The sequence below is a fragment of the Neobacillus niacini genome, assembly GCF_023715415.1.
GTDB lineage: Bacteria > Bacillota > Bacilli > Bacillales > Cytobacillaceae > Neobacillus > Neobacillus niacini_C.
On record NZ_JAMBOB010000004.1, the window covers coordinates 235,389 to 261,763 of the forward strand.

Below are 26,375 nucleotides of genomic sequence, written 5' to 3' on the forward strand. Positions count from 1 at the left end.
GAGTATTATTCTTAGTTTTTCACATCATCTTTAAAGCCAGTTCTGTGGCAGTATTGACAATAAACATCGGTTGGTGCTTTAACATCTGTTGAGTCAGTTTTTGGCTCTTCACGATCATGGCAGACGAAGCATTCTGCTTTTTGTTCTGCGGTTTTCGCATTGTTTGCATGTGAGGTTAAGTACTGATCACTTTCACCGTGACTATTAGGTCGTTCAGAGTGGCAAGCACTACAGAATTTATTGATTCTTGACTGTTCTCTTACGACAGTAATATTTGGTTGATAATGATGATCTTTATCTGCTTCAGTAACCTCTGCCATTTTTAGCAGAGAGATTAAGTCTTCTTTTGGTATATCTCTAAACCATTTTGAATCTTGGTGACAGTCTACGCACTGATCAAGTTTATTAAGTGCATTAGTGCCGTGATTTTGATTCCAATCTGCGACTTTATGATCTTCTGGAATTTTTACTTGTTCATGGCAAGTTTCACATGCCATTGAAAGCTTAACGTCATTCTGTTGCTTTCCAAGTGCTTCAAGGATAATCTTTTGTGTCTTTTCGTCATGTTCAGCTACCGCTTCTTTTGCTTCTTCCTCAGTTTTTGCATCATGCTTTACTTCATTTGAAGTTTCCTTAGCTGCTGCTTCAAGATGCTCTGGATTTGGCGGCACTAGATAAGCTACATCCTGCCATGGCTTTTCACCGTTATTAACTTTATCGTGACAGTCAATACATGTTCCCATGTTTGGAGCCAAGTATTTCTTTTCCATCATTTGTTGGGCAACTTCATCTGTCCAGTGCCCTCGAACTTCTTCTGTATTGATTCCGCGTGCTGCGATTTTCGCATGTGCTACTCCCGCATGACAGCTTATACACGGGACACCTTCTTCTATGTGTCCTTTATGGTTAACAATTAAGTCACCGGATGCTGAAACAAGACGATTCTTAGAGTGACACTGTAAGCAGTTTTCATCTGAAACTGCTTCATGCTCAGTTTGAACGATTTGTTCCGGTATCCCCATTACATGGTGATATACTTCTTTTAATGAAATAACTTTGTGGGTCATCATGTTAATAAATCCAGGTTTGATGTGACACTGAACACAGGTAATTTCACTGTGAGCGCTTGCTGTAAAAGTTGTTACTTCTGGCGCCATTTCATGACAGCTAGAGCAGAATGATGGAGAGTTGGTGAAAGAAATTACTCCGTATCCTCCCCCAAAAATAACAATAGACCCGATTAGGGCGACAAATAATGCTTTCCATCTTGTAACTGGGTCCTTCCAGTCTATGTCTCTAAATTTCTGCCAAAGTCTACGAAATAGTCCAGGCTTCTTTTTACTCTCTCTAGATTCGGGTTTCTCTTTATTTTTCTTCCCCCAAAAAGCCACATGACTCACCCTTCCCATTTTTGATTTTTCTCTCTCTCTATTTATCTAAGTTTAACCTCTCTAATGGTAGTATCTAACATTGCAAAAGTATTTTCCAATGTACAATTTGTGAATATTTTTTCATAGTGGCTCTCCAGGACCTTCTTCCTAAAAACAACTTGTAAACGTTGATAATTAAAGGTTTGGGTTATTACCACACACAGATTGTAAATGTGTATAGAAATTAATTTTTATACATAAATAGAAATATTTATTCACTTTCACTACTAGTTTTATTGATTATTTAGGAACTAGATTGCATACAAAAAATTGACAATTTTGATAAAATAGGTTTTCCTCAAACGGATAGACCAGAAAGTTCATTTTTTTAAAATGTGGCTATAACGGTAACAATGTTGTCACCCTAAAATGGAAGTGGTAAGATATAAAGGATATTTAAGTGTATTTTTGATAGGATTTTCAGTAATTTAGAGCGAATTTATTTAGTAGGATAAATCAGATATAAAGGAGCGTTTCATCATATGATGGGGATTTTAAATAAAGTGTTCGACCTCAATAAGCGCGAGCTAAAACGGCTGGACAAAATGGCGAAACAAATTGACGTGTTAGCTGCTGAAACGGAAAAACTTAGCGACGATCAGCTCCGTGAAAAAACTGAAGAGTTTAAGCTTCGCTACCAAAAAGGGGAATCACTAGATGATTTACTTGTAGAAGCCTTTGCAGTCGTCCGTGAAGGTGCCCGCCGTGTGCTTGGCTTATATCCGTACCATGTTCAGTTAATGGGAGGGATTTCTCTTCATGAGGGGAATATTTCGGAGATGAAGACAGGTGAAGGTAAAACCTTAACCGCTACCATGCCGGTTTATTTGAATGCCCTTTCTGGGAAAGGTGTTCACGTTGTTACAGTCAATGAATATTTGGCAAGCCGTGATGCTAACGAAATGGGACAACTCTATCAATTTCTTGGACTAACTGTTGGGTTAAACTTAAACAGTATGTCTAAGGAAGAAAAACAAGAAGCCTATGCTTGTGACATTACATATGGGACAAACAATGAATTTGGTTTCGATTATTTACGCGATAACATGGTCCTCTATAAGGAACAAAAAGTACAGCGTCCACTGTTTTATGCAGTAATTGACGAGGTTGACTCGATTTTAATTGATGAAGCGCGTACACCATTGATTATTTCTGGATCTGCCCAGAAGTCTGCTGTTCTTTATATTCAAGCAAACGCATTTGTTCGAACACTGACAAAAGATACCGATTATACCTATGATGAGAAAACAAAAGGCGTTATGCTGACTGAGGAAGGCATCAGTAAATCAGAACGTGCTTTTGGAATAGAAAATCTTTTTGATATGTCTCATGTTACGTTGAACCATCATATTAACCAGGCCCTTAAGGCAAATGTCAGCATGCACCTGGATATTGACTATGTTGTTCAAGATGGTGAAATTATTATCGTTGACCAATTTACTGGTCGTCTCATGAAGGGCCGCCGCTATAGTGAAGGGCTCCATCAGGCAATTGAGGCAAAAGAAGGCCTAGAAGTACAAAACGAAAGTATGACAATGGCGACGATTACCTTCCAAAACTACTTTAGAATGTATGAAAAGCTTGCAGGTATGACGGGTACGGCGAAAACAGAAGAAGAAGAGTTCCGCAACATTTATAATATGAACGTTATTGTTATTCCGACGAATAGACCTATCTCTCGTGATGATCGTGCAGATTTAATTTATTCTTCTATGGATGGTAAATTCCGTGCGGTTGTCGAGGATATTGCTCAGCGCAATCAAAAAGGGCAGCCTGTACTTGTTGGTACGGTCGCTATTGAAACATCTGAATTGATCTCGAAGTATTTGTCGAAAAAAGGGGTCAAGCATAATGTCTTAAACGCGAAAAACCATGAACGTGAAGCAGAAATTATTGCTGAAGCAGGTCATAAAGGCTCTGTTACAATCGCAACGAACATGGCAGGTCGTGGTACGGACATCAAACTTGGTGAAGGTGTTATTGAGTTGGGCGGTCTTGCAGTTATTGGTACAGAGCGCCACGAAAGCCGACGGATTGATAACCAGCTGCGTGGACGTTCCGGACGTCAGGGAGACCCTGGGGTAACCCAGTTCTACTTATCGATGGAAGATGAACTAATGCGCCGTTTCGGTTCTGATAACATGAAAGCAATGATGGAAAGACTGGGTATGGATGATTCTCAGCCTATTCAAAGTAAAATGGTTTCAAAAGCGGTTGAATCTGCACAAAAACGTGTAGAGGGCAATAACTTTGATGCCCGTAAGCAGCTTTTACAATATGATGATGTTCTTCGTCAACAGCGGGAAATCATCTATACACAGCGTGACGAAGTATTAGAATCAGAAAACCTGCGTGAAATTGTAGAAAAAATGATTCTTTCTACGATCCAGCGAAATGTTGACGCCCATGCGAATAAGCATGAGGATGAAGAAGAATGGAACTTGCACGGCATTATCGATTATGTAAATGCAAATCTCCTTCATGAAGGAGACATTACGCTTGAGCAAATCAGCGGTAAGGATCCTGAGGAAATCAGCGATACTATTTTCGCAAAGGTGAAGGAACGTTACAGCGAAAAAGAACAAATTCTTTCTCCAGAGCAAATGCGTGAATTCGAAAAGGTCGTTACGCTGCGTGCGGTTGATAGCAAGTGGATTGACCACATCGATGCGATGGACCAGCTTCGCCAAGGGATTCATCTACGTGCCTACGGACAGATTGACCCGCTTCGTGAATACCAGCATGAAGGCTTCGCGATGTTCGAGTCAATGATTCTCTCGATTGAAGAAGAAGCCTCTATGTATATCATGAAGGCTGAAATCAGAAACAATCTTGAGCGCCAAGAAGTCGCAAAAGGCCAGGCTGTCAATCCGAAAGAAGACGGAGAAGCCGTTAAGAAGAAACCAAAAGTAAACCAAATCGACATTGGCCGCAATGATCCATGTTATTGTGGAAGCGGGAAAAAATATAAAAACTGCCATGGCGCAGGGAAATAGAATAAATTGAAGGGCCGGCAAATTTTGCTAGCCCTTTTTACTTTCCTATTTGACTTTTCTTAGGAGAACTTTGATTCCCTTCATAGAAGAAATTCGTGGCTAGAGGTACTCAAAATATTTTTGATTACCTTGAAAGATGAAAATGTTGCTTAGTGGTAACCAAAGCTCGTCTTTGACTCCCTTCAAAGCTAAATATGCTGCTTAACGGTAATCAAAGTAAGTTTTTGATTCCCTTTAAGGTACATATTCTGCTTAGCGGTAATCAAAACCTTGAATATAATAATAGAGGACCGGCGCTAGGTCAATCCTCTTCCGCTAATTTCTATTTCTATAACGAATAACCCCGAATAGTATAAGAAACAAAACTCCTATTCCTAACAATAAAATCTGGATTGGAAATGCTTGTTTTTCCTCTTTCGGAATATGATTGTTACTTCCCTCAAGATTTATTTCTTCGGATAGGGGCTCCTTCGGTTCCTTTTTCAGATAGTTATCATAAAAGATTCTAATTTTTTCTTCGTGGTCTATAACCTGCCCATTGTTAATTTGAATCATTCCATTAGGGCCGCCCACTGGTGTCAGGAATTTTGAATCCTTTTTTTCTAAAAAAAGCAGCATTTCTCCTCCTTTCTGTTGAAATTCATCCACCCAGCCATTATCGAAATTATCGATTCCTGCGGTAATGGTGGATGGTATGTTTTCACCTTTGTAAACCTTTGTTACCTCAAACTTAACACCATCAAATATGGATTGCCCCCCTCCTGGGACAGTATTGCTTGAAAAGTCGTATTTCCCTATTACTACAACCTCAGCCCTACTAACTACTTCTTGCGGTTCTAATACGACCCAACTAGTCGCTGCTACTTGTATACTTCCAATCGAAAAACTTGTAAATAATAAATAAATACAAAAAATGATTCTTTGCATTCCCCTTCCCCCCATGTAAACCGAATCGTCACTCTATAACTTCTTTGAACACTTTAATTTGTTTGTATTCCTCCTCTTCATTTTCTAGCAGTTTACTTCCATCGTTATAAGACTCCTATAGTTACCCAAACTCCTAACCACCTCAACTTTCGGTCACTATATGCCTCCTATAGTTACCCAAATTCATACTCACTTCTGTTATTGGTCACAATAAACCTAAAAAAATCGAGAGGATTCCCCCTCTCGACTAATGTTTCTTCAGCCACTCCTGTAAACCTTCTATCTTCTCCCATAAGGGGAGATGTTCATCTACATAGATGATAGCTTCGTTTTCATCTCCCCAGCCGTAATGGTCTGGAAGATACATAGGAATTTGTTTTTTCCCTGTAAGGTATGAAACCACATAAATATTTTCCTTTTTTGCATCCTTTAATAACTTAACAGCTTTTGAACTAAAACCATTTTTATATAAATCGAGTAAAAGCGTATTATATAGTCCATGTGCTGTTGTCTCTTCGTACTGTGTCAACAACTTTTCTGCTTTTACCAAATTACCTGTTTCCAAATAAATCGGAAACAACCTATACCGTATACCTTGGTTATCAGTTGGATTAAGTTCAAGAAGTTCCTCGTATTCTTTTATTGCCACTACTTCTAGTTCTAATTCATATAGAGTTTCTGCATAATTTGCCTTGGCACGCATGTATGGTCTTGTTTCAAGCATCCCCCAAAAATGACCTCCGTTTTCCTTGAAAAATGCTTTTCCAAGTACTTTTTGCCCAATTTCCATTCCTTTTTTAGATAACACCATAGCTTCTTCAGGGGTTGAAGCATTTTCTGCAAGAATAACATAGGCATCGACACAATTAGGATCTATGCTTAGTGCTTCTTCAGCAAGTTTATACCGTTTAGCTCCTTGTACTTCCATTGCATCGTATATCAATCTTTGAGCACGTTCCTTATTCGTTTTCGGTTCCTTTATAGGAGCAGGGTTAAGGAGCTTCTTTTTCAAAAATTCATTTATTTCATCGATTGTTTCAAAATTTCCATCTTGGATTTCTGCCAATACTTCCTGCATAGCTTGTTCTGTCGGCATCGGTCCCTGGAGTGATTTAACTGGCATCGTCATTAATGGCTTTTCATTTTCTTCTTCATATGACATGTCAATAATCGATCTAATATCTTCCTCTAATATGTCATCCAATTCTGCATATGTAGTAGAAAGGGAGCCTACAGCTACATCATATAGCTTAGCGGTTTCCTTTTGGGTAAGCGGGGAAACCATATGGTTAAACAATGTGAGTAAATAATGCATAGAGGCTGCATATAGATTCGGTTTTCGAATATTCTTTTGCTTTTTTTCACAAAATTTAAACCACAGAATAATGCCTATATCGACAGTAGAGGGCATTTCATCTAGTGACTCAAGCTTTCTCTTTAATAGCTCTGCCACTTCCTTATATACTGGCTTTTGCCACTCCATACTATCAATATCAACCATACCGCCAATCCTAGTAAGGTCTTTCATTATCTCCATAAAATACTCAATTAAAAATTCTTGCGGTGAATGATAACCAGCATCTCTACTTTTTGTCTCTATAAAGTCTTTTGCTTGATTGACTGGTAATTCCGGCAAATCGAATGGCGCCGGAAAAAAGACATACTTTTGATCAAATGGCAGAAGAATACCGATAAAAAATGATCCTGCTTCAAAGGCCTTTTGTTTATTTATTAAAATTACCTCATATTTTTCAGCGGTAAATCCATCTGCCACTATAAGTGAATTATCTTCCACACTTACTATTTCGCCTGCAATCGTTCTAGCTTCGGTCCATGATTGAAGAATCTGTTTCAATTTTGGGCGTTTAATTTTCCCAACCTCTGCAGTAATAAAGTGTTCTAAAATGGTTTCCCCATCTTCCAATGTATTAAATAGTGAGAACCAGATTGTGTAAACAAATTCATAAAACTGGCGCTCGTCCTCTTCAATATCGAAGTAATCTTGATATTCCTCAAAGCCATCAAATATTTCATTTTCATAGTAATTAAGTGCAAAGTGAAGCAGTTTCTTTTGAAGATCATCAATTTCACTTTCAATTACATGTGTAATCGAGACAGCTTCCCTAACGCCACAGCATTTCTTATACTTTTTTCCACTCCCACATGGACAAGGTTCATTCCGACCAATAGCCTCTGTCATCACTTCTCGCCCTCTCTTCCTCTATGTATCTAATATCATTAAATTAATAGTACCATTTTTGACGGATTAGGATGGATTATACGTAAATATTTCATTATTCAAGCTTTATGTTTGAATAATTTGAATATTAAAATTATTATTAGTTTTATAGTTGATTTTTTAATTTTAGTTGGCAGGAGGCAGAGCGCGTTGAGAAAAGTTTTTTTGCTTTTATTAATGATTGTCGTTGCATTAGGGATTTTACCGACTACCATCAGTCTCGTGGGGCCTCTATCCTCAAAAATAAGCCTAGTTAGAACGGATATCAATCCGTACCGAAATGTATTTGCTAACACATTGATTGAGCTTGCAGAGAAAAGTCCCTATCTGCTGCCAAGTCAGCCCATTCAGAGCGAGAACCCTCAAATAGTAGAACTTGCCAAAAGTTTAACTGCGGGGAAGGATAGCACTTTGGAACAATCAAAAGCAATCTTCACCTGGGTCGCCCAAAATATCACCTATGACATGGATACCTTAATCAATAATGAATATTTCTATCTTGATCATCCTGATGCCGTTGAGGTTCTTCATTCTAAACTGGCAATGTGCATGGGATTCGCCAGACTGAATGCGGCTCTGCATCGAGCTAAAGGAATTGAAGCAAAGGTGGTTTTTGGAGAGGGCCATGCATGGAATGAAGTAAAGATAAACGGCAAATGGCAGACACAGGACCCAACCTTTGCAGCAGGATTTGTAATGGAGGGTTCTCAGACCTTCTTCAAAGCGTATTCTCCTCTTTATTTTTCAAAAACAGACGTGAAAAAGGAAGGTGAATATGATTGGTAATAAAAAATGCACCGATGATCTCCAAGAGAAATCATCGGCGCATAATGTTTTTAAAGTGATACGTTATTATCTGAATTGTAGCTTGAATCTTTTCCTACATACTTAAATACATTGACCATAAATAAAATAACGCCTAGAACCACTGCGATTGAACCAATAATTGTTGGTGCAAGAGCTGCGGAAACACCCAATACTTGAAGCGCAATCCCGCCTAACATGACAGGCACCCCAATATTGTGTAACCAGAATTGAGTTTTTGCTAGTTTTGAATTTGCTGCCTTTGGATAAAAGTGATAAATAAGTCCGAATAATGCCATAGATACCCAGCCAAGTAAATTAACATGGGCGTGTACGGATGTAAAACGGAAATCATGAATAATTCCCATTGTTAAACCGGCCAAAACCCCAATTGTAAAATAAACAGTTGCTACTTTTAAATACGCCTTTCCCACTATTTACCTACCCCCATTTTCTCAAATTTACAACTATTATACTATATTTCAATTAATTTACAATATTACCATTATATAAATAGGGTTTTTGTCATAAAAAACCTCCTATCTGCATAGGAGGTAGCTTATTATGACTTTTTCATATATTCAAGAATTTCTAAGTCTATAAAACCAACGCTTTGTTCTCTCATTTCGAAGTTTTCAGTGTGAATATATGCTGTCAGTGCCTTGAATATTTCTTCCTTGCTCGGAGTCTCACCGCTAAGATAGGATAATCTAGACAAATGATGAATCAAATCCTCTTTAACTTCACCTTCAATCGATGCAATTCGTTCAGGGTTTGAGGGTGCAAAGTATAATTGCTGAAGCTGATAGATTCGAATCAACTCTTTTATTGGATCTGGATGGTCATCAACCCTTAAATCAATATAACGGTCATTAAACCCGCCGTAGCCGCCTTTTTCTTTAACAATATACAGCGCAGCAGACTGCTTACCTCTGCTATCTCCCCCAGCTTCTTGCCCTGCATCTAACGCAGCTAACAGCCTCTCTGCGAGCGTTCCTTTGGTTTCTGTGAATACTCGCGCCATTGCTTGTACGGTTTCTTCATCCACCAAAATATTACCCTGGGCAGCAAAGTGGCTTCCAGTCACCCCTCCAGCCCAATCATAGCAAGCTTTCCCAGTGAAGGACGCTGGATTTCCTGAGGCATCAATCAAACCGACCTGACGCATTTCTCTATCTGGATCTTCAGCTACTAACAGTTCGAGTGTTTCCTGTGCAGACTTCCCCTGTTCCATTAATTCTAGTGCTTTCGGGCCATATGCGGTATTAGCGTAAGATTGGGTTGCGACCGCTCCTGCCCCCGCCTTTGCCCAAGGTACCACTGCACCAACAGCTAAAAATTTTGATTGAACAGCAATGCCCCATTCTTTTTCGATTGGGTCAAAGCCTACGATTGAAAATGTCATAAAAAACCTCCTTCATTTCAGAAAAAACGCAGCTCCGATTTCTCGAAAACTGCGTTTTGAATATTATTAATGTGTTTCAATTAAACCGTATCTTCCATCTTTACGCTTGTAAACTACATTTGTACGGTTCGTGTCAGCGTTGTTAAACACGTAGAAGCTGTGTCCTAACAGGTTCATTTGTAGAATCGCTTCTTCACTGTCCATAGGCTTAAGGTCAAAGCGCTTCGTACGAACTAGTTCTAAATCGTCTTCATCCTGCTCTAGCACTTCTGCGTTTTCAGAAGTTGCAAACGTAACCGGGAAATCACCTTTTTCACGGAATTTACGATTAACCTTTGTTTTATGCTTACGGATTTGACGCTCAAGCTTGTCTGAAATCAAGTCAATGCCAGCATACATATCCACATTTGTTTCTTCTGCACGAAGAACTAGATTTGGCAGAGGAATGGTTACCTCTACTTTAGAAGTTTTATCTTGATTGAATCTTAAATTCACATTTACATTTGCTTCAGGTGCTTCAGTGAAATATCGTTCCAATTTAGAAATTTTCTTCTCAACATACTCTCTAATTGCTGGAGTTACCTCAATGTTTTCACCACGAACGTTATAATTCATTTGTGGACTCCTCCTTTATATTCCTATGTAAATACATTTCTATTTTACCCTATGATTATCCTGCTAAATCAGAATAAAAATTTTGTCGAAATTTTGACAAAATCACAGGGGGAATAGTGATAACCAATTTCTATACAAATTATGCTTATTTAATAGTCCTTACACCTTAAGTCTATTATGGTTAGGGCCAAATTACCACTTTTATGTCTTACAATAGCCTGCAAAAGTGTAAAAATAATGAACGCTCCCAATGAAGGTCATCGTGCGAGTGTTAAGGATTGTACCCTTTCTGCTCCCGATTCTTTTAATAGCTTGGCAGCATGCCTAAGAGTGGAACCAGTTGTATAAATATCATCGATTAACAAGATTTCCTTTCCTATTATTTCAACTTGGGAATTAATCTGAAAAACCTGCGGAATATGAATTCGCTCCGATCGTGATTTTTTTGATTGTTTTTCCAAATGTATACGAGTTAGAGGCTTAGCTGGGGTAAATCCTGACTCCACAATTAGTGCCTCAGCTTGATTAAACCCGCGCTCATAGAGCCGCTCATCACTTAATGGAATAGGCACAAGCAAATCTGACTGTATCCTTTTCAGAAATCCCTTTACACAATTAGCAAATATTTTTGCCAAGACATAATCACCGCGGAATTTATAGTTTGCCATAACCTCCTTAAAAAAATCATTGTAGAGGAAAATAGAATGATTTGCATGAAGATATCCATGCCATTCAATGTCCTCCTCCCACCGTTCACAGTCATAACACAAATCTCCACGACGAAAATTTTCTTCTAAAAATTGAAAAGGGCGGCTGCACAGCTTACATTTTTCTCCTTCCACCCTTTCGAATTTATTCTTACAAATGGAGCAAATAATGAGCTCTTTTTCCTCTGAAAAGATTTCTGTCCACCCAATGACAGGTATGATTTTTTCATGACAAATTAAACATTGAGCCTCGGGGAAGAGTTTCATGAATCAAGTAGCCCCCTTCTGGTTCCTTCTTGGTTCATTGCTGTAATTTGTTTTCGCGCCTTTATCATTTCCTCTGTTTTTCCATAATGAAAAAATGTCACCACACCTTTGGGATAATCCTTGCTCCTTCCAGCTCTCCCTGCAATTTGAACAAGAGCACTTTCTGCAAAAATATTATCCTCAGCACCGATAACGGCAACATCAATATTGGAAAAGGTAACACCTCGTTCTAAAATTGTTGTGGTCAGTAATAAAGGAATTTCTTTGTTTCGCATTTTTTGAACCTTTTCTTTCCGGTCTGGATCCTCGGCATGAACAGCCTCTATATTGGGAGTTAATTGTCGTAGGATGGGCAGAAATTTTTCCATTAGTCCTATATGAGGAAAAAAAAGCAATGCTTGTTTTTTGTTTTTAAGTCGTTCTTTTACCCAGTGGAGGATATTTGCTGGCAGCTTTTCTTTTTTCAATTGCTTTTGCCAGTTGCCACACCATGTAAAGTGAGGTACAGGCAGTGGGTGACGATGGAATCTAGCTGGGATTGTGGTGAAGGCTCGTTTTCCTGTGCGGCACTCTCTTTGCCATTTTTCATTTGGGGTCGCTGTTAGGTAAATCATTGCCGATTCCGGCTTCCTTGCCTGTACTGCGGCATATTGAAGCGATTCCTCCACTGTATAAGGAAAGGCATCGACTTCATCTAAAATAACCGTATCGAAGGCATGGTAAAAACGGAGCAGCTGGTGGGTAGTCGCAATCGTCAGCGGTGCGTAAAGATGGCGGTCCTCGCTCCCTCCATATAGGGAAGCAACCGTAATTCCCGGAAAGGCAGCTTTCAGTCTGGGCGTTAATTCAAGGACAACATCGGTTCGGGGTGTGGCGATACAGACTCTCTTTCTCGCTGTGAGTGCTGATTCAGTTCCTTCAAAAAGAACTTCCGTTTTCCCTGCACCACAGACTGCCCAAACGAGCAGCTCTTTATTGGACTCCACCGCATGAACTACCTGATTGGATGCTGCTTGCTGCCCCTCCGATAACCTCCCTTTCCACTCAAGGATAGTTTTCGGCAAAGGTTGTTCTGGAGCTGGTCCATTCCAGCCAAGTAAAGGGGTACAAGCGCTGATTCTCCCCATCATCAAGCATTTACGGCAATAATGACAGATTTCTCCACACCGCGAGCAGGGAAATTGAGCAAACCAATTTTCTTTATTGTTGCCGCACCGAGAACAGGTAGGTTGACTTCTGTTATATTCCATTCCTTTTCGATAGGTAACATAACCATTTTCATAATGTTTTTGGATTTCATCGTGAGGGAAAGGCAGGTCATCAAGTATGAGCTGTTTACCGGTAAGAAGAAGTTGAAGGTCTGGGTTGAAGGAAAAGTCAGGGTTTAATGGTGGCTGTGGAATGGTTTGAATTTTGGAGATTGGAAGAGAGCCTTCTCCTAAATGAGGCACCAAGTATTTATCCTTAATGTAAAAACGCATGGGAATAACATCCCTTCACAGGTTGATAGTAGATTCGTTTTTTTGTTTTATTAGTAAACAATACATGATCACTCCCTTTTTATTTCAGTAACATTTCTACACGATGTGCCAAAATTCCTGCAAGATGTCGAATGATTTTAACTAGAGAAAGAGCCAGGCTCTTGCCTAGCTCCCAATTAATAAAGTTTATTTTTTCATCCAGCCAAGACCCATGGCACCTTCTCCTAGGTGTGTACCTATGACGGGGCCGAAGTAGCTGAGCGAGAATTCTACATTTGGATACAAGCTTTCAAGCTCAGATTGCCATTCCACTGCCTCTTCCTTGCGGTTGGCATGGATAATAACAGCTTGATAGGGTTCACCTGAAGCGGCGTCTTCTCCTAATAGGTCGGCAATTCGTTTCATTGCCTTTTTCCGAGTGCGGATTTTTTCAAAGGGAACGATGACCTTGTTTTCAAAGTGTAGGAGTGGTTTCACTTGCAGCAGACTGCCAATAATCGCTTGGGCGCTTGATAGACGGCCGCCTCGTTGTAAATGAGAAAGGTCATCCACCATAAAATAGGCACGTGCAGTTTTTTTCAGTTCCTCAAGGCGTGACATAATCTTCTCTGTTTCGACGCCGTCTTGAGCCATTTTGGCTGCTTCAATAGCATATAAGCCTTGTGGCATACAGCTAACCTCTGTATCAAATGGATACACCTTGATATTTTCTACCATCGTACTAGCTGTGACAGCACCAGCAAATGTGCCACTGATACCACTAGAAAGGTGAATACTAATGACAGCGTCATAGTCTTTAGACAATGTTTCAAACAACTCCACATACTGGCCAATCGGAGGCTGTGAGGTGGTTGGAAGTTCCTTCTCCTTCACTTGCATATAAAATTGTTCTGCTGTAATATCAACTTCTTCCTGATAAGCCTCATTGCCAAAAATGACATTTAGCGGGATCATATGTATATTCCATTTTTCGCGTATTTCTTTCGGTATGTATGCTGTACTATCACTTACAACGGCCGTTTTCATATTGAAACCATCCTTAAACTATGTTTTGTTCTATTCTATCTGAAAAACAATAAAAAAAATAGAGGGCACGCCCATATCCAAGTCGCGTGCCCTCATGTAAATCTTATATTAACGAACTTCAACCCAGCCGTTTTTAATTGCCGTAACAACCGCTTGCGTACGGTCATTAACGTTCATTTTTTGTAAAATGTTACTCACGTGGTTTTTCACTGTTTTTTCACTGATAAATAAAGCTTCACCAATTCCACGGTTACTTTTTCCATCAGCCAGCATTTGTAATACTTCACATTCCCGGCGCGTTAACAGATGTAACGGACGACGCAATTCAAGTGTTTGAACAAAAGCACCGCCGCCTGAACGTCCTGCTGTCAGCTTGCGGTATTCATTTACTAGGTTATGAGTTACCTTTGGGTGTAAGTAACATCCGCCCTCAGCCACTACACGGACTGCCTCAATCAATGCGTCAGCGTCCATTTCCTTTAGCAAATACCCTCTTGCACCTGTTTGAAGTGCATGAGTAACATAGTTTTCATCATCATGGATAGATAAGATAATAATTTTTGTATCTGGAAACTTCTCTGATAATTCACGTGTAGCCTCAATCCCGTTCATCTGAGGCATATTAATATCCATAATCACTACATCCGGTTTATAAGCATTAACAATGGTTACCGCATCACTTCCGTCATCACCTTCGGCAACAACCTGAAATGCCTTTTCGAATTCAAGAATTCGTTTAACCCCTTCTCTAAATAGCTGATGGTCATCGATAATTGCAATCTTAGTCATCATTTATTTCCCCTCCTGCTCCGCATAAAATCGTTTTATTTTTGTATTAAGACGGTATTGGAACCACGATAAAAACAGAAGTTCCTTTTCCTATTTTAGATTCAAACGCAATATTTCCTTCAAGCAGCTCTACCCGTTCTCTCATTCCGATAATCCCAAATGACTCGGGCTTTTTTTGGGTGGTATCGAAACCTACCCCATTATCCTTAATGAGAACGGTTAGCTCATTCTTTGTCATTTCAAGCCTTACTTGTATTCCACAGGCATTTGCATGCTTTAGTGCATTTTGCACTGATTCTTGAATCAAACGAAATAGTGCCACTTCATATTTCACTGGAAGCCTGCGTTCTAAACCAATGTTAGTAAATTCAATTTTCGACTTGTTATGATATTCTTCGATGGTTTGAAGATATTTTCTGAGGGTCGGAACTAGGCCTAAATCATCAAGAGCCATCGGACGAAGGTCATAAATAATTCTCCTGACCTCATAAAGAGCGGCGCGGACCATTTTTTTGAAGCTGCCAATCTCCTTAAAGGCTTCCTCAGGTCCTTGCTCACGATAGACACGGTCCACTAAATCAGATCTCATAATCACATTTGCCAACATTTGTGCCGGACCGTCGTGAATATCTCTTGATAGCCTTTTTCTTTCTTCCTCTTGGGCCTCGATAATTTTCAAACCAAAGTCTTGTTTTGCCTTTGCATTCTGTAATTCTTCACCCATAAGCTTCAGGTCACTCATTAGATAATTCATCACTACTGATATCTGAGAAATAAGCTGGTCAGCACGGTCTATCGTTTCATCGAGCCCCAATAACCTGCGCTCGAGGTCTGCTCGCTTTTCCAATAGCTGTTTTTTGTACTGCCAATTAATGGACAGGTCCATTTGCAGCTGATGTGCTTTTTCATATGCTTCCCTGACTTCAGCTTCAGAATAGTCTTTAAAATTCATACTAAGCTCTGATAGTGTTAACCTCGCCTTAAGTACCTGTTCTTCAAGGCGTTCCTCTTCAGCTAACAGCTTCACCATCATATCTCTAATGGTTCTTAGTTCATTTGTCATATTATCGTAATCTTTTCGGCATTGCTCACTTATTTGAAAGATATCGCTTTTACTGCTTGTGACAGTTTCAATCATCTCTTCACGGATTTCATCAATTGATTTCACATTAATCTTCTGAATTTTCGCCATGCTCTCCTCCAGAGACCTTTTTTCAAGTTTAACGCATATTGGAATTTTTTACTATATCTATGCATTAAACATGAAATTTTCCCAACTTTCTAGTCCATAAGTAGTATAATATTTGATAGCTAAACTACTATAGTAAAAAAATAGATTTTACACCATTGAAACATTATTTATTATACCACGGGAAAATTACTTCTATATTAAAGTTATATTACACCAATGTTTTTTTTATATTATCTAAAAGGAAGTTATGGAGGGAGAACTATGCTATCTCGGTATTTCACGGTTAAAAAGGAAGCATGTGAACATGAAATAAATATTCAAAAATCACGATTTATTGCCCATATCAAAAGAACTGAAACGGAAGCAGAGGCCCAGGAATTTATTCAAACACTTAAGAAAAAATATTGGGATGCCTCCCATAATTGTTCTGCTTATATCATTGGTGAACATGATCAAATTCAAAAAGCCAATGATGACGGTGAACCCAGTGGGACTGCTGGCGTACCAATTCTTGAGGTGCTGAAAAAAAGGAAACTGAAGGATACCGTAGTCGTCATTACCCGCTACTTTGGAGGGGTTAAACTAGGGGCTGGCGGATTGATTCGTGCGTATGGGAAGGCGACTTCGGAAGGCTTAAATACTGGCGGTATTGTCGAAAGAAGGCTTGTTCAAATCGTTCATGTGACTGTTGACTATACATGGATTGGGAAAATAGAAAAGGAACTTAGGGCGTCATCATACACCATTAAAGACATTCATTACCTCGAAAAGGTTATCTTTGAGGTATATGTTGATGAAGTGCAAGTGGATGAGTTCATGAATTGGGTGGTTGATTTAACAAATGCAAATTGTAACTTTATAAAAGGTGAAAACGTCTATTTAGAAGCAAAAATCAATTGATCTAAAGGTATGTCATAAATCTACAAAAAATTACAATTTACTAAACCAGTAAAAAATAGTAAAATGTAACTCAGCTATGAATAGAATATAAATGTTGATATAAAAAAAGGAGATAACCTTTATGTCTCAAGATATTAGAACCATAAGAAAACAAAATAAAAGGAAAAAAAGGAAAAAGCGTGTCCTTACGTGGATTCTAGTACCATTAGTCGTTATTTCATTAAGTACGGTTGCCTACGGAACCTTTTTATATAAAAAAGCTGAGTCGGTTGTAAATGAGTCCTATAAACCGATGGAAACAGTCACACAAAAGAGGGAAGAAAAGGTTGATCCAATCATGGATAATGTCTCTCTTCTATTAATTGGTGTTGATGACAGCGAAACCCGTAAATTTGGCACAGGAACAAGATCTGATGCATTAATGGTCGTTACCTTTAATAAAGATGATAACTCTGTTAAGTTACTAAGTATCCCTCGTGATTCCTACGTTAAAATTCCTGGGAAAAAGAATAAAACCAGAATTAACGCAGCTCATGCAATTGGAGGAACAGATCTTGCGATTGAAACAGTTCAAGAAGTTTTAGATATTCCCATTGATTATTATGTGAAAATGAATTTTGACGCCTTTATTGATGTCGTGGACGCCATAGACGGTGTCGAAGTAGAAGTGCCATATTTAATTACTGAACAGGATTCTAAAGACCTTGCAGATGCGATTACACTGAAGCCTGGACTCCAAACGCTGAATGGTGAAGAAACGTTAGCACTTGCAAGGACACGTCACCAAGATAGTGATATTTATAGAGGCCTGCGCCAACAAGAAATTTTAAAAGCAATCATTAAAAAAGGAACATCGATCAATTCTCTAACAAAACTATCTGGTATTATTAGTGCAGTCGGTAGCAACATGGAGACGAATCTTACTTTTAATAATATGAAATCATTTGTGAATTATGTAATTAACGATAAGAACCTAAACTTTGAAACATTGGCTCTTGAAGGAAGCGACTCCACTATCAATGAAGCATATTATTATCAACTAGACGAACAATCCTTAGAAAATGTTAAGCTGATGCTTCAAACTCATTTAAATGGAAACACAACTGATTTGACTGCAGCTGATACAGATAATAATTTAGCCGAAAATGGAACAGAATAATCCTCAATTTCTACCTGTATAGATTTATTCTATACAGGTTTTTTCTTTTTATTAACTTGTTTTACAACAAACAAAAAATGGGAGGTGATTTGCAGCATCATTCCCATTTTCCAATCCTATTGATTAAACCTTTTTCCGATTTTTATCGAAAGAAAAACGAAAGTTCCTTAATAATTTTAATAAAGGGTTAAATTCTCTTCCGAATAAGCCGATCTTTTCTGCAATTATTTCTATGAAGAATAATAATACAGAACCTAATAACATTGCTCCCCAAAGCTTTGCTTGTGAAAACACAACAGCTACTACACCAAATAATGCGGCCATTGCATAGATGATTAGCACAGTTTCTCTATGCGAATAACCTAGCCGGAGTAAACAATGATGCAGGTGAGACTTATCAGGTGATGATAGTGGCTGCTTATTAATAATTCTGCGAAGAATGGCAAAAATAGTATCTGATATTGGTACTCCAAGGATAATAATTGGTACGATAAATGAAACAAAGGTAATGTTTTTAAATCCTAAGAGTGATAACACCGATATCATGAATCCTAAAAACAAAGCCCCTGTATCGCCCATAAAGATTTTAGCAGGATAAAAATTGTGGTAAAGGAAGCCAATCGTACTTACCAGAAGGATAGATCCTATCGTCACAACATATAGGTTTCCCATGATAAACGCCATACCTGATATTGCTACTAAGGCAATCGAGGATACACCACCAGCAAGTCCGTCTAAACCATCTATTAGATTAATGGCATTCGTTATACCGATAATCCAAAGAAAGGTAAATGGGATACTAAGGTAACCAAACTCAAAAAGACCGCCAAATGGCAAATTAATAAAGGTAATTTGTAATCCGCCATAAAGAACAATAATAGCTGCAGCAACAATTTGTGCCAGGAGTTTTATTTTTGCAGATAACTCATAAATATCGTCGAGAATTCCAGAAATAACAATAATTCCACTGCCAATCATGATAGAAGCCGCAAATGGATTTTCAGGTTGTAATAAAAGGACCCCTGCTAAAAAAGCGATATAAATGGCTAAACCGCCTAGTCGAGGCATTATAGTCTGATGGACCTTTCTTTTATTCGGTCTATCTGTTGCTCGTATTTTGTAGGCTAATTTTTTAACCAGAGGTGTTATTAGAATGGAAATCATAAAGCATATTAGTAAGGTAAAAAAAATCATGAACACCCTCCTTACTAAATATCTTGTCCATTATAATCAAAACAAAAACAAAATTAGGATAGTAATATTCGGTAATTCACCATGATAAACTTTCCAATCACATAAAAAAAGTCTAAGAAACATAAATAGTTTCTTAGACTAGTAGGTTATCTATTCTTAGCATTAACAGGTTTTATCCCCTTTAAGAACTTAATCAAAGGCTGATAATCATCGCGAATTAAGCCAATCTTTTCAACTATTATTTCAATAATGACAACTAACGTTAGTATCATAATTAATGATCCCCAAACGGTAGCCTGCGAGAAAATGAAAGCTGCAAGACCAAAAATAGCAGCCATTAAGTAGATTAATATAACCGTTTGACGATGTGAAAAACCAGATTTTAATAGACAGTGATGTAAATGTGATTTATCTGGCGCAGACAAAGGCTGCTTATTTACTAATCTTCTAATAATCGCAAAGAACGTATCTGAAATTGGAACTCCCAAAATAATAATTGGAATGATTAATGAGATAAACGTAACACCTTTGAATCCTAAAAGTGATAATACGCCAATGAGATAGCCAAGGAACAATGCTCCTGTATCTCCCATAAATATTTTTGCTGGGTAGAAATTGAAAATAAGGAATCCAAGTGTAGATACGGCCGCAATAAGTGCTATCATTGTCACATAAGGATTTCCCATAACCGCTGCCATTCCTGCAATGGTTAACAAGGCAATCGTAGAAACTCCGCCAGCAAGTCCGTCTAGTCCATCAATGAGATTGATTGCATTCGTAATCCCAATAATCCAAATCATTGTAAGCGGGATACTGAAGAACCCAAAGTTTATTTGACCACCGAAAGGTAAATTAATAAATTCAACGTTCAAATCACCCAAAACAACTACGATAAATGCTGCAAGTATCTGTCCAGATAATTTAAGCTTCGGTGAAATCTCCTTAATATCATCTACAATTCCAGTTACTATAATAATTAAGCTGCCAAGTATAATTTCCCAATGCAACTCGTAGTGCGGCTGTAGAATTAATATTCCAATAAGGAAACTTAAAAATATCGCTAAACCACCTAGCCTAGGCATTATCTTCTGATGAACTTTACGAGTATTCGGTTTATCTGTGGCACCAATTTTAAATGCTAATCTTTTCACAATTGGTGTTAGGAGTATTGCCGCTATGAAACTAATAATCAATGAAAAATACAACATACAGGCCCCTCCGCAAACTCGTTATATGTCTATATTAGTAGATTTTTGATAAAGAATGTACCATATTGGATTATAGCACACACTTTTATTGAAAGAAACAATTATTCGTGAACAAACTTCGTATATGTCTGGTAAATACTATCAGCTGTGGATTGAATCGAGAAATTCTGGGATGTAAAGGTAAAGAATTTTTCTCCCATTTCCTTCAATTTTCCATCCTCTTTTAATTCAATCGCAGCCATAATAGCATTGCTGATATCCACTACCTTATCATCACTTAATACAAAACCGAATGATTGATTGGGTATCATATCCTTAACACCGCCGACATCAGTCGTAATGACCGTTGTCTTTTCCTTGGAGGATTCTAGAAGCACTAACGGGAAACTTTCTGTTTTAGACGTTAGGAGTGTGATATCACAAAGATTATAAAAGGCCTCAACGTTTTCCCGATGTCCTAAGAACCGTACACTTTCCGTTAGATTCATTTTTTTCACCAACGCTTCCATTGGTTCGCGAGCAGGTCCATCTCCTACAAAGAGGAGCTTTGCGGAAGGATATTTCTTTAACACTTTTTCCATTGCTAAAATTGCCAATTCATGTCTTTTTACTGGGTCAAAACGTGCTACCATTAATATGACGAAATCCTGAGGGTTTAGTTTCAACTCTTCATACGAAATTTTATTTGTGCTTTTTTTGTCAAAATCAATTCCATTTAAAATGGTGGTAATTTTATTTTGTTGAACACCAAAATCACCCATCATTTTGGCAAAACGCTTAGAAATGGCAAAATAATGATCTGGTTTTTTTAAAACGGCAAGATTTAACTTAGTAAAAAGATTCCCTTTTAGACCGCGTCCCAAGAAGTCATTTCTTGGATCACTGTGAACGGTAGTCATCCAAACTGCCTTGGTAACCATCCGAATAAAATATCCATATAAATTAGCCCTGGCTCCGTGAGTATGAATAATATCGATTTTATTCTTCTTAATATACTGGATAATTTTAAAAAGCACAGTTAAATCATAGCGGGAGGTTTGTCCAAAAACGAGAGTATTTACTCCCATTTCCTTTGCTTTCGTCTCAAAAGTCCCATGTTCAAGCAGCCCTAAATAAAACTCTTCGCGATTGAATTGATTTAGCAGGGATAAAATATGGACCATTCCACCGCCTGTTTCATTTCCAGCATTAAGATGCAGCACTTTCATTCGTTGTTCGCTCCTAAGATTACTCATACGATTTCTTTACATACTTTTCAACAAATACTTTATAAACAAATTGAGGCAAAACCAACATTCGTTTCCATCTGCTTGGCTGCTGAATCAATCGAAATAACCACTCGATATTCATTTTCTGCCAAACAAGCGGGGCCCTTTTTACTTCACCAGCAAGGACATCAAAACTTCCTCCGACCCCCATAAAAAGTCCCTTTTCAAAGGACTCAATATTTTCCGAAATCCAAATTTCCTGTTTTGGGAATCCCAAGGCAACAAAAATTAAGTCTGGTTTCTTTTCCTTAATCTCGTCAGAAATGGCGGAAGAATTCCAATCAAAATATCCATCATTCCAACCAGCTATAGTAAGGTGAGGATAATTTATCTTCACATTATGTACTGCCTTATCTACTACTTCCTTTTTGGCTCCTAAAAAATAGGCAGACCAACCTTTTTCATTCCCAACCTTTAATAGTTCTACCAACAAATCATAACCAGCAATTCTTTCAGAAAGCGGGTCACCAATCATCTTTGAAGCAATAATGACTCCAATCCCATCAGGAATCGTATAATCCGCATTTTTGACAACAGAAAAATAATTTTGATCAGTATTCGCATACATAATAATTTCAGGATTTGCGGTAACTAAAAATGTTTTTTGATTCTGTGAAATTTTATCAACTAATTTATTCACTAATACACTTTTGGTTATATGATTAAAAAAAACATTCAATATTTTTACTTTATGTTTTTCTTCTTTCATTATTTCATCTCCAAATACTCCATACAGTTATAAAACTGGTTACATGAAATGCCCTTTTTAATAGTTCTCCAGAAATCATTATATTCTATTGGGTTATTAATGACAAATATGTTTGAACTGAAAAGAGTTTAAGCGTAGTCTATATATTATGTATAGATGGTAGTTAAGCGGTTGTATTTGACGTGTTACCTTCCATAAAATATACTTTAAGCGTTAAACATCTTTATGAATTGTAACCTTTATACACCTAACTTGCACATAAAGGGATTGATATCCAGCATGAAAAAAATTATGTATATCCTCAACTATCCTGGTGATGGGGGAACAGAGAAATATGTTTTAAATTTAATATCTGCTCTTGGAAAAGACCGATGTGTTTTTGTTTACTCTGAAAATGGTCCATTTTTAGACAAATTTAAAGAATTGGGCTTACCATCCTACCAAGTTACCATGAACGGGCCATTTGACTTAAAAGCAGCAAGGAAGATAAAGAAAATTTGCCAACTGGAGGGTGTTCATTACATACATGCTCAATTTTTAAGAGAAAATTACATTGCACTGCTAGCAAAATTAATGGGTGCTAAGGTTAACGTAATTTGGACCTATCATGTCAATGTTCCAATGCCTGCTTTATTTAAAATTTTAAACCGCTCTATGATTAGATTAAACCATAGGGTAATATCAGTGGCGAACTTTATTAAAATGGAACTATTACAAAAGGGCATACCTGAAGAAAAAATTACGGTTATATATAATGGAATAAAAGTGCCAAAAGTGGACACTTCGAAAAGAGTAACAAGTAATGAGAAAATCCTCTCTGTTATTGGTCGTTTGAGTGAGGAAAAGGGGCATAAATTTCTATTTCAGAGCTTAGCAAAGTTAAAAAATAACAACCCCCATTTGAAATGGAAGTTAAATATCGTTGGAGACGGCCCATTAAAGGATGAACTAAATTTATTAGCAAACGATTTAAATCTATTATCTAACATTAACTTCCTAGGTTTCGTAAATAATATGGATACTGTGTATATCAATAGTGATTTAATTGTTTTGCCATCAGAAAACGAAGCATTTCCCTTTGTTGCAATAGAAGCATTGGCCTATGAAAAACCAGTTATTTCAACCAATGTGGGCGGATTACCTGAGATTATTAGACATAATGAAACAGGACTTTTGGTCCCTTATGGCGACGAAAATGCCCTGGCTGACAGTATCTTTAGGGTATTAGAAGATGAGGTCTTTGCAAAAAAGATTGCCAATAACGGGAAGGACTTTTTTCTAAAAAACCTGACCTTTGATAAGATGTTAAATCAAACATTAGCTATTTACAATTTAGAAAATGAAGATAATAAATAAATGAGGTACTATTAATGACTATCATATCTAATCGATTTCTATCCATCTTAATAGGAGTTTTTCTTGTAATCATAGGATTATTTATTCCTAATTCAATTATCGGCATCGTTATTTGCCTGCTTTTAGCTGCAGTAGTATTTTATGATGAAAAAGTCGCCCTTCTCTTTTTAATTGTATTTGTCCCCATTCGGCCATTTTTAATTGTGTATAATAGCGGATTTAAATTTATCGCGGACATACTGATATTTTTCCTTCTTCTAAAGGTAATTTATAATCAGAGGAATAATATTCGGAATTTATTCCGATTTAACTTACTAGAGATTTCCTATATCCTCTTTCTCGTAGTTGGAATACTTTCTGCCTTACTAACGGGTGTTTCAATGATAGCCATTATCATGCAGGTACGAGCATTCCTAGTCTTTTTCCTTCTATATTATATTGTGAAGAGATTGAACATTGGCGAGAAGGATATACGAGACTTTGCTTTAACGACCTTTATTACAGCGGTTGTATTATCGATCCATGGACTAGTAGAAAAGATATCTGTAAGAACCCTTCTTTTACCTGAGTTATGGGCAAATATGAATTTATCACCTACGAATAAAGTACGTATTTATGGCTTAATCAGTGGTCCAAATGAACTTGCTCTTTACTTATTAATTGCATTTTTAGTTAGCTTTTATTTATTAGCTATCACAAAAGGCAAGCCGAAAATTTTCATTTATATCGGAATGACATTAATGCTCTCTGTATTCCTTTTAACGTACTCAAGGGGTGCAGTTCTAGCAGTCGCAGCATTCTTAATTGCTTATATTATTGTTAATCGCAAAATTCACCATTTCAAGTCGGTCATCATACTTGTTGCTGCATCGATGATTACATTCTTTGCCGTAGCGTCTCTAACAGATTATATGGATAAACATGTCATTGTGGAAAAAGCACCAAGCGAAACCGATGGAGAGAAGAGTACCGGAAAAGGAAAAAATGGCGGTTTGAACCGTTTTAAAGAAGCATTATCAGAGGAAAATATCGAACTAAGTAATGCAGATGGCCGCGTATATTATGTCAAAAAAGCAATAGAAGTATTTAAAGATAAGCCAATCATGGGCCATGGTTTTGCTACTTTTGGTGGATCTGCAACTCAAACCTACTCTTCACCTATATATAAAGATTATGAAATAGCATGGAATTTTTATTCTGATAACCAATACATTCAGCTTTTGGCCGAAACAGGAATTATTGGAGTAGCTTTAGTAGCTTTGTTTATTTATTGTATATTTAGAATGACATGGGCATTACGAAAAGGAACAATTATTTCCCCATTACTTCTCTTTTTCCTTTTTGGCGGTGTGACAAGTGCTGTCGTTTACAATATTCTAGAAAATGACGTATTTATGCTATATTATTTCATTGTTCTCGGTTATGCCTATCAGTTATTGGAAAATAGGAAATCAAATTCAATAAACTAAACAAATAACTGCATACATTTATTATATTGAGACACCTCAATCGTTTAGAGGGTCTCTTTATCTTGTATTGGTGGAAAGGGATATAAATGAAGAAATTATTAATCGCCATAGATAATTTAGGAGGGGGCGGGGCTGAAAAAGTCCTTATTAACCTCTTGAAAAATTTAGATAAGAACAAATACCGTGTTACATTATTGTTACTATTTAATGAAGGGGTTTATTTAAAGGAAGTTCCTCCTCACGTGAAAATCAATTATCTTTTCAATCCTAAGAGCACTTTATTAAGAAAAATTATTTATAAACTATTTAAGTATTTCCCAGCAGAGATAATTTACAAGAAATATGTAAAGGAAACCTATGATGTTGAGATCGCCTTTCTAGAAGGCTGTACAACAAAGTTAATTTCCGGCTCGACGAATCCTGCTTCAAAAAAAATCGCCTGGGTTCACACTGACTTTTCTAATCACCATTGGACCGTTCATTATTATAAAAGTGATGAGGAAGAAAAACAGCAATACAAAAAATTTAATGATATCGTGTTTGTCTCAAATGATTCTCGGGAGGGGTTCGAGACTACTCTCCAGCTCCAAGGGAATCATAGTGTTATTTATAACCCAATTGACGCAGAGGATATAATCGCCAAAGCGAAAGAGGAAAAAATCGAATACAAAAAAGTAACCGTTTGTTCAGTTGGAAGATTAATCAAGGCAAAAGGCTTCGATCGATTAATAAACGTTCATGCCCGACTGATTAAAGAAGGGATTGAACATGATCTTGTATTAATCGGGGAAGGCGAAGAGAAAGAATCACTGCTGCAGCAATGCCGGCAATCCGAGGTCTCAACTAGCGTTCATTTTCTTGGTTTTCAAAGTAATCCCTATAAGTATGTAGCGGCAGCAGATTTATATGTAAGCTCTTCACGAGCTGAAGGCTTACCTCTGGTTGTGGCAGAAGCTTTAATACTTGGAAAACCAGTATTATCGACAAGATGCAGCGGTCCAGTAGAACTATTAGATAATGGAAGTTATGGTATGATTGTTGAGAATTCTGAGGAAGGTCTATATCAAGGCGTGAAACAGTTCTTATTAAACGGTGATGAAAGAAAACAATATGGAGAACTTGCTCTTACTCGCAGGAGTTTTTTCGACATAAAGCGGATTCTTGAAGAAATTGAAGAGTTAATAGATCGTTAGGGTATTTGAAGTTTAGATCACTTTTATAAGGAGGGGTAAAT

At 37.6% G+C, this 26,375-nt stretch carries 22 protein-coding genes; 7 read left to right on the plus strand and 15 right to left on the minus strand.

The genetic code is table 11. The features are described 5' to 3' along the window. Positions 1 to 11 precede the first annotated feature (11 nt). Positions 12 to 1,409, minus strand: coding sequence for a cytochrome c3 family protein (locus M3189_RS10515; RefSeq protein WP_251633974.1), 1,398 nt, complete (start codon positions 1,407 to 1,409; stop codon positions 12 to 14). A gap of 503 nt (positions 1,410 to 1,912) precedes the next feature. On the opposite strand from M3189_RS10515, the gene secA reads away from it, so the two are divergent. After that, a complete protein-coding gene (gene secA, locus M3189_RS10520; protein ID WP_251633975.1) occupies positions 1,913 to 4,426 on the plus strand; it encodes a preprotein translocase subunit SecA in 2,514 nt (837 codons plus the stop codon). A 315-nt stretch (positions 4,427 to 4,741) separates the two neighbouring features. Here secA and M3189_RS10525 read toward each other — a convergent pair whose 3' ends face one another. Further along, positions 4,742 to 5,353 carry a hypothetical protein gene (locus tag M3189_RS10525; RefSeq protein ID WP_251633976.1) on the minus strand — a complete coding sequence of 204 codons (612 nt, stop codon included), beginning with the start codon at positions 5,351 to 5,353 and terminating at the stop codon, positions 4,742 to 4,744. Between the two features lie 247 nt (positions 5,354 to 5,600). Beyond that, the gene (locus M3189_RS10530) at positions 5,601 to 7,553 is read right to left on the minus strand and encodes an SEC-C metal-binding domain-containing protein (protein ID WP_251633978.1); all 1,953 of its coding nucleotides are present in this window, start codon (positions 7,551 to 7,553) and stop codon (positions 5,601 to 5,603) included. Positions 7,554 to 7,742: 189 nt separating this feature from the next. Between M3189_RS10530 and M3189_RS10535 the strand changes: the two genes are divergently transcribed. Beyond that, positions 7,743 to 8,378: a transglutaminase domain-containing protein gene (locus M3189_RS10535; protein WP_251633980.1), complete on the plus strand. Its 636-nt coding sequence runs from the start codon at positions 7,743 to 7,745 to the stop codon at positions 8,376 to 8,378. A 50-nt stretch (positions 8,379 to 8,428) separates the two neighbouring features. On the opposite strand, the gene M3189_RS10540 is transcribed toward M3189_RS10535, so the two are convergent. From M3189_RS10540 to M3189_RS10575, 8 genes are all read right to left on the minus strand, one after another. Next, positions 8,429 to 8,830 carry a cbb3-type cytochrome c oxidase subunit I gene (locus tag M3189_RS10540; protein ID WP_251633982.1) on the minus strand — a complete coding sequence of 134 codons (402 nt, stop codon included), beginning with the start codon at positions 8,828 to 8,830 and terminating at the stop codon, positions 8,429 to 8,431. A 128-nt stretch (positions 8,831 to 8,958) separates the two neighbouring features. Next, positions 8,959 to 9,801, minus strand: a complete 843-nt coding sequence (locus tag M3189_RS10545) for a DUF1028 domain-containing protein (protein WP_251633984.1) — start codon at positions 9,799 to 9,801, stop codon at positions 8,959 to 8,961. A 66-nt stretch (positions 9,802 to 9,867) separates the two neighbouring features. Further along, positions 9,868 to 10,416 carry a ribosome hibernation-promoting factor, HPF/YfiA family gene (gene hpf / locus M3189_RS10550; RefSeq protein WP_251633986.1) on the minus strand — a complete coding sequence of 183 codons (549 nt, stop codon included), beginning with the start codon at positions 10,414 to 10,416 and terminating at the stop codon, positions 9,868 to 9,870. A 257-nt stretch (positions 10,417 to 10,673) separates the two neighbouring features. Further along, positions 10,674 to 11,390, minus strand: coding sequence for a ComF family protein (locus M3189_RS10555; RefSeq protein ID WP_251633987.1), 717 nt, complete (start codon positions 11,388 to 11,390; stop codon positions 10,674 to 10,676). Then, positions 11,387 to 12,871 carry a DEAD/DEAH box helicase gene (locus M3189_RS10560; RefSeq protein ID WP_251633988.1) on the minus strand — a complete coding sequence of 495 codons (1,485 nt, stop codon included), beginning with the start codon at positions 12,869 to 12,871 and terminating at the stop codon, positions 11,387 to 11,389. The genes M3189_RS10555 and M3189_RS10560 overlap by 4 nt, the downstream gene beginning before the upstream one ends. A gap of 186 nt (positions 12,872 to 13,057) precedes the next feature. Further along, positions 13,058 to 13,897: a DegV family protein gene (locus M3189_RS10565; RefSeq protein ID WP_251633989.1), complete on the minus strand. Its 840-nt coding sequence runs from the start codon at positions 13,895 to 13,897 to the stop codon at positions 13,058 to 13,060. Between the two features lie 108 nt (positions 13,898 to 14,005). Further along, on the minus strand, positions 14,006 to 14,689 hold the full coding sequence (locus tag M3189_RS10570) for a response regulator (RefSeq protein WP_435368076.1): 684 nt from the start codon (positions 14,687 to 14,689) through the stop codon (positions 14,006 to 14,008). A gap of 43 nt (positions 14,690 to 14,732) precedes the next feature. Further along, positions 14,733 to 15,878 (minus strand): sensor histidine kinase, encoded by a 1,146-nt coding sequence (locus M3189_RS10575; protein ID WP_251633990.1) that lies wholly within the window; start codon positions 15,876 to 15,878, stop codon positions 14,733 to 14,735. 261 nt (positions 15,879 to 16,139) lie between these two features. Between M3189_RS10575 and M3189_RS10580 the strand changes: the two genes are divergently transcribed. Continuing rightward, complete coding sequence (locus tag M3189_RS10580; RefSeq protein WP_251633991.1) at positions 16,140 to 16,778, plus strand: YigZ family protein; 639 nt, start codon at positions 16,140 to 16,142, stop codon at positions 16,776 to 16,778. 121 nt (positions 16,779 to 16,899) lie between these two features. Further along, a complete protein-coding gene (locus M3189_RS10585; protein WP_251633992.1) occupies positions 16,900 to 17,937 on the plus strand; it encodes an LCP family protein in 1,038 nt (345 codons plus the stop codon). A gap of 123 nt (positions 17,938 to 18,060) precedes the next feature. On the opposite strand, the gene M3189_RS10590 is transcribed toward M3189_RS10585, so the two are convergent. The 4 genes from M3189_RS10590 to M3189_RS10605 form a co-directional block, all read right to left on the minus strand. Then, the gene (locus M3189_RS10590; RefSeq protein ID WP_251633994.1) at positions 18,061 to 19,131 is read right to left on the minus strand and encodes a glycosyltransferase family 4 protein; all 1,071 of its coding nucleotides are present in this window, start codon (positions 19,129 to 19,131) and stop codon (positions 18,061 to 18,063) included. Positions 19,132 to 19,277: 146 nt separating this feature from the next. After that, on the minus strand, positions 19,278 to 20,339 hold the full coding sequence (locus M3189_RS10595; protein WP_251633996.1) for a glycosyltransferase family 4 protein: 1,062 nt from the start codon (positions 20,337 to 20,339) through the stop codon (positions 19,278 to 19,280). 101 nt (positions 20,340 to 20,440) lie between these two features. Further along, entirely contained in the window at positions 20,441 to 21,547 is a 1,107-nt protein-coding gene (locus M3189_RS10600) for a glycosyltransferase (RefSeq protein ID WP_251633998.1), read from the minus strand. A gap of 19 nt (positions 21,548 to 21,566) precedes the next feature. Further along, positions 21,567 to 22,316 (minus strand): WecB/TagA/CpsF family glycosyltransferase, encoded by a 750-nt coding sequence (locus tag M3189_RS10605; RefSeq protein WP_251634000.1) that lies wholly within the window; start codon positions 22,314 to 22,316, stop codon positions 21,567 to 21,569. A gap of 279 nt (positions 22,317 to 22,595) precedes the next feature. On the opposite strand from M3189_RS10605, the gene M3189_RS10610 reads away from it, so the two are divergent. The 3 genes from M3189_RS10610 (at position 22,596) to M3189_RS10620 (ending at position 26,334) form a co-directional block, all read left to right on the plus strand. After that, positions 22,596 to 23,672, plus strand: coding sequence for a glycosyltransferase family 4 protein (locus M3189_RS10610; RefSeq protein ID WP_251634001.1), 1,077 nt, complete (start codon positions 22,596 to 22,598; stop codon positions 23,670 to 23,672). Positions 23,673 to 23,686: 14 nt separating this feature from the next. Beyond that, a complete protein-coding gene (locus M3189_RS10615; RefSeq protein WP_251634002.1) occupies positions 23,687 to 25,141 on the plus strand; it encodes an O-antigen ligase family protein in 1,455 nt (484 codons plus the stop codon). 86 nt (positions 25,142 to 25,227) lie between these two features. Next, complete coding sequence (locus M3189_RS10620) at positions 25,228 to 26,334, plus strand: glycosyltransferase (protein WP_251634003.1); 1,107 nt, start codon at positions 25,228 to 25,230, stop codon at positions 26,332 to 26,334. Positions 26,335 to 26,375: the final 41 nt, after the last annotated feature.

What these genes read in the sequence shown, in the direction of transcription:
- M3189_RS10515 (WP_251633974.1), bottom strand. Translation starts at nt 1,409, where the DNA reads ATGGGAAGGGTGAGTCATGTGGCTTTTTGGGGGAAGAAAAATAAAGAG.
- secA (WP_251633975.1), top strand. Translation starts at nt 1,913, where the DNA reads ATGATGGGGATTTTAAATAAAGTGTTCGACCTCAATAAGCGCGAGCTA.
- M3189_RS10525 (WP_251633976.1), bottom strand. Translation starts at nt 5,353, where the DNA reads ATGCAAAGAATCATTTTTTGTATTTATTTATTATTTACAAGTTTTTCG.
- M3189_RS10530 (WP_251633978.1), bottom strand. Translation starts at nt 7,553, where the DNA reads ATGACAGAGGCTATTGGTCGGAATGAACCTTGTCCATGTGGGAGTGGA.
- M3189_RS10545 (WP_251633984.1), bottom strand. Translation starts at nt 9,801, where the DNA reads ATGACATTTTCAATCGTAGGCTTTGACCCAATCGAAAAAGAATGGGGC.
- hpf (WP_251633986.1), bottom strand. Translation starts at nt 10,416, where the DNA reads ATGAATTATAACGTTCGTGGTGAAAACATTGAGGTAACTCCAGCAATT.
- M3189_RS10555 (WP_251633987.1), bottom strand. Translation starts at nt 11,390, where the DNA reads ATGAAACTCTTCCCCGAGGCTCAATGTTTAATTTGTCATGAAAAAATC.
- M3189_RS10560 (WP_251633988.1), bottom strand. Translation starts at nt 12,871, where the DNA reads ATGCGTTTTTACATTAAGGATAAATACTTGGTGCCTCATTTAGGAGAA.
- M3189_RS10565 (WP_251633989.1), bottom strand. Translation starts at nt 13,897, where the DNA reads ATGAAAACGGCCGTTGTAAGTGATAGTACAGCATACATACCGAAAGAA.
- M3189_RS10570 (WP_435368076.1), bottom strand. Translation starts at nt 14,689, where the DNA reads ATGATGACTAAGATTGCAATTATCGATGACCATCAGCTATTTAGAGAA.
- M3189_RS10575 (WP_251633990.1), bottom strand. Translation starts at nt 15,878, where the DNA reads ATGGCGAAAATTCAGAAGATTAATGTGAAATCAATTGATGAAATCCGT.
- M3189_RS10580 (WP_251633991.1), top strand. Translation starts at nt 16,140, where the DNA reads ATGCTATCTCGGTATTTCACGGTTAAAAAGGAAGCATGTGAACATGAA.
- M3189_RS10585 (WP_251633992.1), top strand. Translation starts at nt 16,900, where the DNA reads ATGTCTCAAGATATTAGAACCATAAGAAAACAAAATAAAAGGAAAAAA.
- M3189_RS10590 (WP_251633994.1), bottom strand. Translation starts at nt 19,131, where the DNA reads ATGATTTTTTTTACCTTACTAATATGCTTTATGATTTCCATTCTAATA.
- M3189_RS10595 (WP_251633996.1), bottom strand. Translation starts at nt 20,339, where the DNA reads ATGTTGTATTTTTCATTGATTATTAGTTTCATAGCGGCAATACTCCTA.
- M3189_RS10600 (WP_251633998.1), bottom strand. Translation starts at nt 21,547, where the DNA reads ATGAAAGTGCTGCATCTTAATGCTGGAAATGAAACAGGCGGTGGAATG.
- M3189_RS10605 (WP_251634000.1), bottom strand. Translation starts at nt 22,316, where the DNA reads ATGAAAGAAGAAAAACATAAAGTAAAAATATTGAATGTTTTTTTTAAT.
- M3189_RS10610 (WP_251634001.1), top strand. Translation starts at nt 22,596, where the DNA reads ATGAAAAAAATTATGTATATCCTCAACTATCCTGGTGATGGGGGAACA.
- M3189_RS10615 (WP_251634002.1), top strand. Translation starts at nt 23,687, where the DNA reads ATGACTATCATATCTAATCGATTTCTATCCATCTTAATAGGAGTTTTT.
- M3189_RS10620 (WP_251634003.1), top strand. Translation starts at nt 25,228, where the DNA reads ATGAAGAAATTATTAATCGCCATAGATAATTTAGGAGGGGGCGGGGCT.